A 9,221-nucleotide genomic window follows, 5' to 3' on the forward strand; every position below is an offset into this window, starting at 1 on the left:
CGTCCGATATCCAGGTCACAACCACCTGTAACAAAGTTATCGCCACCATCACTGCCCAGGCCAGCAAAATCGCCAGAGATCTGACTCCAAAATATATTTCCACCGTTTATTTTTCAGCAATTAATTCCACACCAGAAGCATTCCACGACTAATAACACTAGCGAAAGTAGCTTGTTTCACTGCCGATTTAGTAGTAAAACCAGCCTTCATCTGAATAAATGAATCTCCCGCTGGGACAGGCAGGTTTGCTTTTATCACTCGGCTCATACCACTTCCCATTATCTTTTAGTTGTTGCTCACGTTTTTTTGTTATTTTATTGAGATTGATTGTTGCAACACGCCTCATCCGCAGCAACTGAAATATCTCCTCCGCCAGTTTGCAGCGTGTTGGCGCACAGGCTTTATATGCAAAGAATGCAATCAACCCCGAAATTACAGAGGACACCACAAAAGCCATTACCAGGAAAAGATAAAACCTCTCAAATAAAGAGACACCATTTGGATTTCCTTTTGAGATAGAGATAAATACACATACAGAAACAAAAGCCACCATCAATATGGTGATTAGAATGAACATATTTTTAATGCGCCACAGCATATGCGCAATATGCCCCATATCACATTTCGGACATACTGACACTATCCGCTCTTCCGGTAACGCAATGGCATAGACCTCATAATGGTCATGCTGCCACTCAACAATCATGTCCACATCATCGCCAGTCTGAAGCCGGGTGACACCCACCCAGCCGCGAAACGGCTGGCCATTAATCATCCCCTGCACATATTCCGCCGAATCATTCGAAGACTCGCTTTCAGCCATCATTACAGCCCCGACACCCGGGCTCCCTGCAACTATCGCTGCAGCGGCGGCAGCTCCGCGCTGGCCATCTGATATCTCCGGCAACGTGCTGGTCCGGTAGGCAACTGCATCAAAATACTCCCGAAAATATTCGCTACGGAAAGACTGCAGTTTCCCTGATATTTTCTCCAGAGGACCATAAGGCGGCAATACCGGCGGCGGCGGAAGCTCACGTGTCCACGGCCTGCCGTTCATCATCTCAATCTCTCGCTTTGTACGCAGGTCTTCTAATTTTTCTGGCTCAACAAAACGGGAGCATATCTGATGCTGCTCTTTTGAATTCATGAAATATCCTTTATCGCCCCTTCCAAGGCTTTATTCTGGTCTGCCACACTGCGGTTGAACGGTGCTGTTCCAAATACACATTTCCTGCACCATATCTGAAGCTCATCGTCCGATATCCAGGTCACAACCACCTGTAACAAAGTTATCGCTACCATCACTTCCCAGGTCATCAGTACTGCAAGTATTCGGATCCCTAAAATTTCCCAAGCCAAAAAACCTGTAATTTTCCCAGCTACTTTTTTAACTATCGGTTGACTAAACTGTTCCAGCAGAAGACCGACTGATTTTGTGACTGCCAGGACATCAACTGTTGTTTTAATAAGCAATACAGAGGAAAGTAAAAAACGATTGCTTTGCAACTCTTCGTAAGTACTTGCACCATCAGCAAACACCGAAATTAAAGACGCAGTTCCACCCGCTGCCGCCCCAACCCCCTTGACCCAGGCCACCGTAAGCTCACGCGCTTCCAGACCTTTTTCTATTGCCGGCAAAATAACCGACGTCCCCTGACTCACCATCGCCAGCCCGCTGGCCAGCAGGCTCGCCAGCGGCTTCTTCTCATCCCTTACCTGTCCGCACAGGTAGATAAAATCCATCGCATTCAGCACCAGCAACAGACTGTTTATTCCCGCCAGCCGATATTCGGCCTTGCCCTTTTCTGATGCAAAGTGCTCTTCCAGCCTGCTGCTCATTCTCTGTTTAATCTCGGCGACTTCATTCCCGCTCGCCATAAAACGTCCGCTGCGCCGTATACCTGCCAGCACCGTCTGACGTAACACCGGGGCATCTTTCAGATACGCATTCACTAACGAGTGAACTTTTTCTGAAGGTATTCCCGCCCTTATCATAAATATCAGCCTGAACGCCGTGGTCGCCAGCTTCTCGCCTGTCTTATCCACCCGCAGAATTCGGCTTACCCTGTCTCCCACCGTGACGATAAACGCATCCGTGTTGAAGAGCTGTACTTCCAGTTTGCTGGCATTTTCCCTCAGCCCCTTCACGACACTGTTCATCGATTTCTGGTAATATCCCTCCAGCTTTTTCATATTGCTGACCTGCTGCATCAGGGCTGCCGTCATGGCGGTCGCCGTCAGAGGCGTCACGTCCTCGTCCTTTTTCCCTTTCACCGTCGCCAGATACGGCTCCAGCTCACTGATTAGCTGCGGGTTATTGGCCGCCACATGCCGCCACAGCAGATTCCCGCGATTTTTAGTGCTGTACTCATTCCACCAGCCGTCTATCTTTGCCGCCCCTGCCGGACAGCTGTTGATCCCGTGCATGGACATCCCCACCGCTGACTGGTAGAACAGCCCTGCCCGCTGTGCCTCGCAGTGGAAATCATCCAGCGTTGCCAGCAGTACCGGTGCACTGAGCCAGTTCACCACGCTGACGATACGCTTCTGGAAGATAGCATTAACCGAATCAACCAGGCTCGTGTAGCAGGTATCAAAGTTCGCCTGTCGGGTTGCGTTGAGCTTTTTCTGATAGGGAGCCCAGCTCCGGGCCCGGACTCCACTGAAATCCTGCGAGGGTTCAGGCAGATTTAACGCCAGTTCCTTATCGACCTGAGCCTGTATCGCGGCAACCCGTCGCTGGTGAGCAGCCAGCGGTTCGGGTGGACTCATCAGCACACTCTCCGGGTATGATGCCGTCACGTTCTGCGCATGCCAATTTCTCACTAACCTGTCATCAGCCCTGATTTGTGCCAGCACATCAGGCTTACCCTGATACCTTTTCTCAAGCGCCTGCAGACGCGAATCCAGATATTCGTCTGTCAGCATGGGACCATCAGTTCTTCGTCTCCGCATCGCGTCCTCCAGAGATTCGGCATTGCTTTCCAGCAGCGTTCTGACTGCATCGAGGTTTGTTTTGGTGGCGAACTCAAGCTCACGCTCCTGCAGGAACTGCGCCTGGCGCCCCAGCACATCTTGGCTCCAGCCGTTAAGCTCATGAACAATCCCCACCGGATCCCAGAGTGGAAGCAGCAACGGCGTCATCCCCTCACTTCGGTTTTCCATGGCCGTGACCGTCGCGGCTGCCATGCCACTGCGGTTTTTTGCCCACGGATACAGACTGGACTGCAGTTTCACCACATCATTATTGACCCGCCAGGGATCATCCACTGTCGGATCCCAGAGTGACGATGCACGGCTGATGTTTACCACTTTCGCCTCATCCGGACCAGGCAGAAGACCAGAAACAGAAGGCACCTGATAGTCCAGTACCTGATTCAGGCTTGCCCCGGTAACGTCGGTCCCTGTTTTTGTGCGCTGAGCTCCCGCCACCGAAGGCATCACTTTCTGCATTCTCTCACTGCGCTCTTCTGGCCTGATGCGATACCGATCGAGCGTTTCCTGCTCCCACGGATACTGACTGAACGCAAACCACACATTGCCGCACTTATCCGGGGATTCAATGCTCATGAACTCGACGTTTTGCGCGATATGCTCGCCCGTTTCGCACAGCGCTTTATCCACCGGTACAGGATTAGACGCCACCTGTTGCAGCCACAGTGAGCCGTCTGGCGCAACGCTGTAGCACTGCCAGTAATTGATGCCATGTTTTCCTTTTTCATAAAAAACGTAAAGGTAGCCCTGGCGAAGCGCGCGGAGTGTGTACTTTTCATTACTGGCGAGCGTTACCCCTGTTATGCGCGCATCATTCGCCCATCCCGGTAAACTGGCATTAATATTTTCTGGCACAACAGCATAGCGCACGGGCAGTACTGTCAGGCCTTTCGTTGTGCATAACCCCTGGCATGCCATATTCACATCCTTTTTTTAATTAAGCCTGTAAATAAAAAATTCTTATTTAGCCAGTGAAAAAATTAGAGCCTGCGATCACTTTATGGCCGGGACATAGACAAAGCACACGGTCCTGATCCTGTACCAGAAGTATGCCATTACTGACGATACCAATTGCAGTGGCCAGGATGGGAAATGTTCCCTTACAGACAGTACAGATGGCTTTGTCATTATTTTGTGCCACCTGTTTTCCATCACTAAAATAATTCGCAGTTGCAGAAATTATTTTCCCATTACTCGTCCTGTCACCTAAAACGGCTAATTTTGTAGTCATCTTTTTCCTCAAGTATTAGCTAAGCATCACCACAGCCCCTTGCTGTTGGGCTGCAGAAATTACCCCAGGTTTGCAGCCAGAAGGTAGCGAAAGCGTTGAATTTAACGTCGCCGCAGACTGCTGTTGAACCGCAATACATTTCAACGTGACGTTTTTGCCAGTACCAACTTCAACCCCCGCATCACTTAACCGTATAAATGTCCCCCCACAAACCAAAAGGATTTCTTTTTTGGCTGATATGACAACGCTGTTGTCTGAACTGGCGACCGAAAGCTTTTCTTTAGCAAATAAATTCAGCGCGTCCGACTGTGCCTGAATATCTACTTTGCCCTCCGAGGCATACATTTTTATTCCCAGTTTGTGTGCAAATAAGCTCAGAATATCGCCCACCGCCAGAGTTAATTTTTTGGCAATGCTAATGTCTGCATGTTGACCAGCAGTAACAATTAGATTTTCCCCCGCCGAAACTTGTACGCTCGCGGGGGTGACCTGCGCAATTCCTGAAGGGGCAGACAGAAGTAATGCTTGCTGCTTAAGATCGCTAAGCGTCTGATTCATTAATGTTGTTTGTTTCTCAAGATCGGCTAATTCCGCCTGGGCTGCTTGAGCAGCGTGACGTAATCCAGAAGTCACCTCTCTGGCAGCGTCAAGTTCTTTGAGCGCAGCTTGCATTTCACGCTGCAGTCCTTGCGCTTTCGCCTGCCCGTCCGCCGAGATGAATAGTCCTTTCTGCGCCCGGATGGCACCCCAGCTGTCGGTTCTGAGTTCAAAACCCTCCCCCCGCTGTTGTTTTTCGCTGTCGACCAGATGGCCGAGGTTCAGCTGGCTCTTGCCGCCGTACTCCGTGCTGACCTTGATATGCTCTTTCCCGCGTTCATCATCCAGGCGAATTTTGTTGTTCGCCGGGGTACGCAGGACGTTGCGTTTGTAGTTCCGGATGGTAACGTGGTCGCCGTGCGCCGAGTCGTGCAGCACACCGGCAATGTACGGCCGGTCCGGGTTGCCGTCCTCAAAACCAATCGCCACCTCGGTGCCTGCCAGCAGCGGCAGGTGCAGGCCGTAGGTGTCCCCCGCATACGGGCGGGACTGACGGACCCACAGGCTCTCGAACCCCGTCTCCCAGTTCTCACGGTCAAACAGCATATTGACGCGGTAGCGACCGTCCTTGTCGATATGCCCGTAGGTGTCATTTTCGGTGGTGCTGGTGACGCGTGCCGGTAAGGTACCGGCCATCACCGGGCGGCGGCCTGGCGCCGGGCGGAAGCAAAAGTCCGCGCTGTCCGGGATACCGTCAAACCTGACGCAAAAGTCTGCATCACGCCGGGCATGGCTGTGCATCGCCGTGACCACCACGCCCTGGGTAAACACCTCCGCCACTTCGTACCCGCCGGTGACTTTCAGCCGCATACCCGGTGAAAGGGTCGGGCAGCTGGTGAAAGCAACGGTCTGCGTCTGGCCATTCAGGTAGCGTTCGTGGCGGATGCGGGCGTAAAACGCCCCGGACTCCGCTGCCGGGTTGCGGTCATACGCGCTGCCCGGCGTCAGGTAGTTATCCGCCCAGTGGTAGGCATCACCGTACGTGGTGACATCCCCGCCGGTCGCGTCAACCCGGGCGTTCATGTCCTGCTTGGCCTGACGGTAGTTGTAGTCCCGGGTGCTGACCTGCTTCTGCACCACATTGTGATGGCATTCCATTCCCCAGACTGAATCCACGCCTTTTGAATGCTGGCCCGATGGCGGTACAGACGGCAGCGTCAGGCCTTTGTCATACCCCTGCTGGCTGTCGTAAAACTCCACCACGTCAATGCTGAGGCGCGTGTCGGTGGTGAAGCGGAACCATATACCGACCTCGCCCAGCAGGCGGGTGATGAAGTGCAGGTCGTCCTCAGCGTACTGCATCACCTGTTCACGACGCGGGTACTCTTTTGACAGTAAGAACAGGAAATCCTGGCCGCGCATGCCGTGACGTTCGCGCAGGATTTTTTCCACGATTTGCGGAACCGACATGTCCTGGTAAATCGCGTTCTGGTGCGAGCGGTCGAGCAGCGCCAGACGCGGCTCAAGCGTCAGGGCGTAGCGGGTTTCATCTTTTGACGTGCTGAGGCGTTCAAAACCGGTCACCACGCCCTGAATCACCCGTACCGGCTGCTGTATTTTGATACCGTAACCCTGGTCTACCGGGGCCTGTAGCGTCAGTGAACCGGGCTTCATCAGCATCATCTCTTTGCTGATGGCATGATCCGCGCTGGTGAATTCAGTACGGTAGCTGAACGGCGTGCTCAGGGCTTCATTGCCCTCAAAAGCCAGCACATCAAGCCCTGCATCGCAGCCCTTCACCGAAAGCAGGTGATGGCTGTGGCTGAATCGTAAGGGAAGATTACTGCTCATGCATGCTCACCTTCTGTCCGGTCAAACTCGAGCACTATGCCCTCTTCCTCATCCCAGCCAAGCGTCAGGGTATGCGGCTTCTTTCCCGCCGCCATCTGGCTCAGCAGCTGCTGGCTCAGGACCGGCAGAATCTGCTGGTTCAGCAGGCTGTCGATATTGCGCGCCCCGGTGTCCGGCAGCAGGCAGGCATCGGTCAGCGCATCAGACAGGCTGTCTGCTATAGCGGTTTTCATGCCGTAATGCCGGGCCAGGCGCTGACTCACCTGGCCGAGCTTCATGCCGACAATCGTACGCATCGCTGCCTGTGCCAGCGGACGGTAAATCACCGTCTGGAAGCGCGCCAGCAGCGCGGGCTGGAAGTGGTCCCGCAGGACAGGACGCAGCAGTTCGTGCAGGTCGCCTTCGGTGGCGTCCGGATTTTCATCCAGCATCTGCATGATAAGGTCGCTGCCAAGGTTCGAGGTCATCAGTATCACCGTGTTGCGGAAGTCAATTTCCCGCCCCTCGCCGTCGCGCATGAAGCCCCGGTCAAACACCTGGTAGAACAGGTTCATCACGTCCCGGTGTGCCTTTTCCACTTCATCCAGCAGCACCACGCTGTACGGGCGCTTGCGGACGGCTTCGGTCAGAATGCCGCCCTGACCGTAACCAACGTAGCCCGGAGGTGAGCCCTTGAGCTGAGAGACGGTGTGTGGCTCCTGGTATTCCGAGAGGTTGATAGTAATAAGGGACTTCTCGCCGCCGAACAGTTCATCGGCCAGCGCCAGGGCGGTTTCGGTCTTGCCGGTGCCGCTCGGGCCCACAAGCAGGAACACGCCCTGCGGGCCGTTCTCCGGTGCCAGACCGGTTTTGCTGGCGCGCAGGCGCTGCGCAATGGCATTCAGCGCACTGTCCTGACCGACAACGCGTTTCGCCAGACTGTGCTCAAGACTCAGCAGTTCCGTCTGCTCGTCCTTCATCAGGGAAGAGAGCGGTACGCCGGTCCAGTCGGCGATAACGGTGGCGACGGTACGCGCGCCCACATCCAGCCCCAGCAGCGGGGTATTCTGCTGCACGGCACTAAGCTGCATCTGAAGGTCCGCAATTTCCCCCTGACGGGAGATATCCGTGCGGCAGGCAAGCAGTTCTTCCGTGAGTTTCAGCTCCTGGCCGTACCGGGTTTCCCGTTCATCGAGCTGCAAAATGATGCCAACTTCTTCCTCTCCGATGGCGGCCAGACGTTCGCCGTGGGCGGTATTGCCCACCGCGATATCCTCCAGCAGCGCCTGTTTCTCCATGGCAAGTGCCGTGAGCTGCGCCTTCATCCTGGTCAGCGGCTCCGGCACCGTATCCAGGCTCATGCGGACACGGGCCGAAGCTGTGTCCAGCAGGTCAACCGCCTTGTCCGGCAGCTGGCGTCCGGTCAGATAGCGTCTGGATAGCGTGACGGCGGCTTTAACCGCCTCATCGGTAATATGCACGCCATGGTGCTCCGCGTAGCGTGACTTGAGTCCCCGCAGCATCAGGCAGGCGGTGTCGTCGTCCGGTTCGTCCACCTTCACCATCTGGAAACGACGCTCCAGCGCGGCGTCGCGCTCAAAGTACTGCTTGTACTCGCTCCAGGTGGTGGCGGCGATGGTTCTGAGCTCACCGCGGGCGAGCGCCGGTTTCAGCAGGTTGGCCGCATCGGCGCCGCCCGCCTGGTTGCCGGCGCCGATAATGGTGTGCGCCTCGTCAATGAAGAGCAGAACCGGCAGGGGTGACTGCTGCACCGCGTCGATGATGTTTTTCAGGCGTTGTTCAAACTCACCCTTCACGCCTGCACCCGCCTGTAACAGGCCGAGGTCAAGGGTGCGCACGGAGACCGGCTTCAGCGCGTCCGGCACATTGCCTTCGGCGATGCGCAGCGCCAGTCCTTCCACGAGCGCGGTCTTGCCGACTCCCGGTTCGCCGACCAGAATCGGGTTGTTCTTGCGGCGCCGGGAAAGAATGTCCACCATCTGGCGGATTTCATTGTCGCGGCCATAGACCGGGTCGATTCTGCCCTCACGGGCGCGGGCGGTGACGTCGAGGGTGAACCTGTCCAGCGCATTCTGTAACGCCGGGTTCAGCTCTCCTTTTATATCCGCATTCACCGGACGGCCGACAAACTCCACCTCATCGCCCTGCGTAAGCTCCGCTTCCTGCTGCACCTCCGGGCGTTCATCCGACTGCGCATCCAGAAGCCCCCGCAGGCGCTCAAGCTGGCTCTGCGCCAGCGTCAGCAGCGGCCACAGGCCGTCGCAGCGCACCAGGTCCGGTTTGTCCACCAGGGCCATCAGGAGGTGAATGCTGCGGATGTGCTCTTCCCCCGCCAGCGAGGCGTGCAGCCAGGCCTCCTGCATCAGAGCCCGGACACTGTCCGACAGCTGCGGACGGCTGCGCACCGAACGTGGCAGGCTGTCCAGAAAACCCAGCATATCCTGCCATATCGTATCCATATCCCATTCGTAGCGCCGCGCCAGCACCGTCAGGTCGCCCTCACCCTGCTCCAGCAGCTTCAGCAACCAGTGCTCGGGCAGGATTTCCGCATGGGCGCGGGTCTGGCACAGGGACGCGGCCCCTTCCATCGCGCGGGCACAGTAAGGGT

The 9,221-nt window shown here is 55.7% G+C and carries 5 protein-coding genes; all 5 read right to left on the reverse strand.

All coding sequences use genetic code 11. The features are described from left to right. Positions 1 to 187 precede the first annotated feature (187 nt). Positions 188 to 1,147 (reverse strand): putative type VI secretion system effector, encoded by a 960-nt coding sequence (locus ACOT1A_RS15635; protein WP_276170420.1) that lies wholly within the window; start codon positions 1,145 to 1,147, stop codon positions 188 to 190. Beyond that, entirely contained in the window at positions 1,144 to 3,912 is a 2,769-nt protein-coding gene (locus tag ACOT1A_RS15640) for a T6SS effector BTH_I2691 family protein (RefSeq protein ID WP_232934877.1), read from the reverse strand. The genes ACOT1A_RS15635 and ACOT1A_RS15640 overlap by 4 nt, the downstream gene beginning before the upstream one ends. 46 nt (positions 3,913 to 3,958) lie before the next feature. Further along, positions 3,959 to 4,225 carry a PAAR domain-containing protein gene (locus tag ACOT1A_RS15645; protein ID WP_022648278.1) on the reverse strand — a complete coding sequence of 89 codons (267 nt, stop codon included), beginning with the start codon at positions 4,223 to 4,225 and terminating at the stop codon, positions 3,959 to 3,961. 15 nt (positions 4,226 to 4,240) lie between these two features. Beyond that, entirely contained in the window at positions 4,241 to 6,613 is a 2,373-nt protein-coding gene (locus tag ACOT1A_RS15650) for a type VI secretion system Vgr family protein (RefSeq protein WP_276170421.1), read from the reverse strand. Beyond that, a partial coding sequence (tssH, locus tag ACOT1A_RS15655) for a type VI secretion system ATPase TssH (RefSeq protein WP_421625520.1) occupies positions 6,610 to 9,221 on the reverse strand: 2,612 nt, incomplete at its 5' end. The genes ACOT1A_RS15650 and tssH, both read right to left, overlap by 4 nt.

This window comes from Enterobacter cloacae complex sp. SYL003 (genome assembly GCF_049236925.1).
GTDB lineage: Bacteria > Pseudomonadota > Gammaproteobacteria > Enterobacterales > Enterobacteriaceae > Enterobacter > Enterobacter intestinihominis.

What these genes read in the sequence shown, in the direction of transcription:
- ACOT1A_RS15635 (WP_276170420.1), bottom strand. Translation starts at nt 1,147, where the DNA reads ATGAATTCAAAAGAGCAGCATCAGATATGCTCCCGTTTTGTTGAGCCA.
- ACOT1A_RS15640 (WP_232934877.1), bottom strand. Translation starts at nt 3,912, where the DNA reads ATGGCATGCCAGGGGTTATGCACAACGAAAGGCCTGACAGTACTGCCC.
- ACOT1A_RS15645 (WP_022648278.1), bottom strand. Translation starts at nt 4,225, where the DNA reads ATGACTACAAAATTAGCCGTTTTAGGTGACAGGACGAGTAATGGGAAA.
- ACOT1A_RS15650 (WP_276170421.1), bottom strand. Translation starts at nt 6,613, where the DNA reads ATGAGCAGTAATCTTCCCTTACGATTCAGCCACAGCCATCACCTGCTT.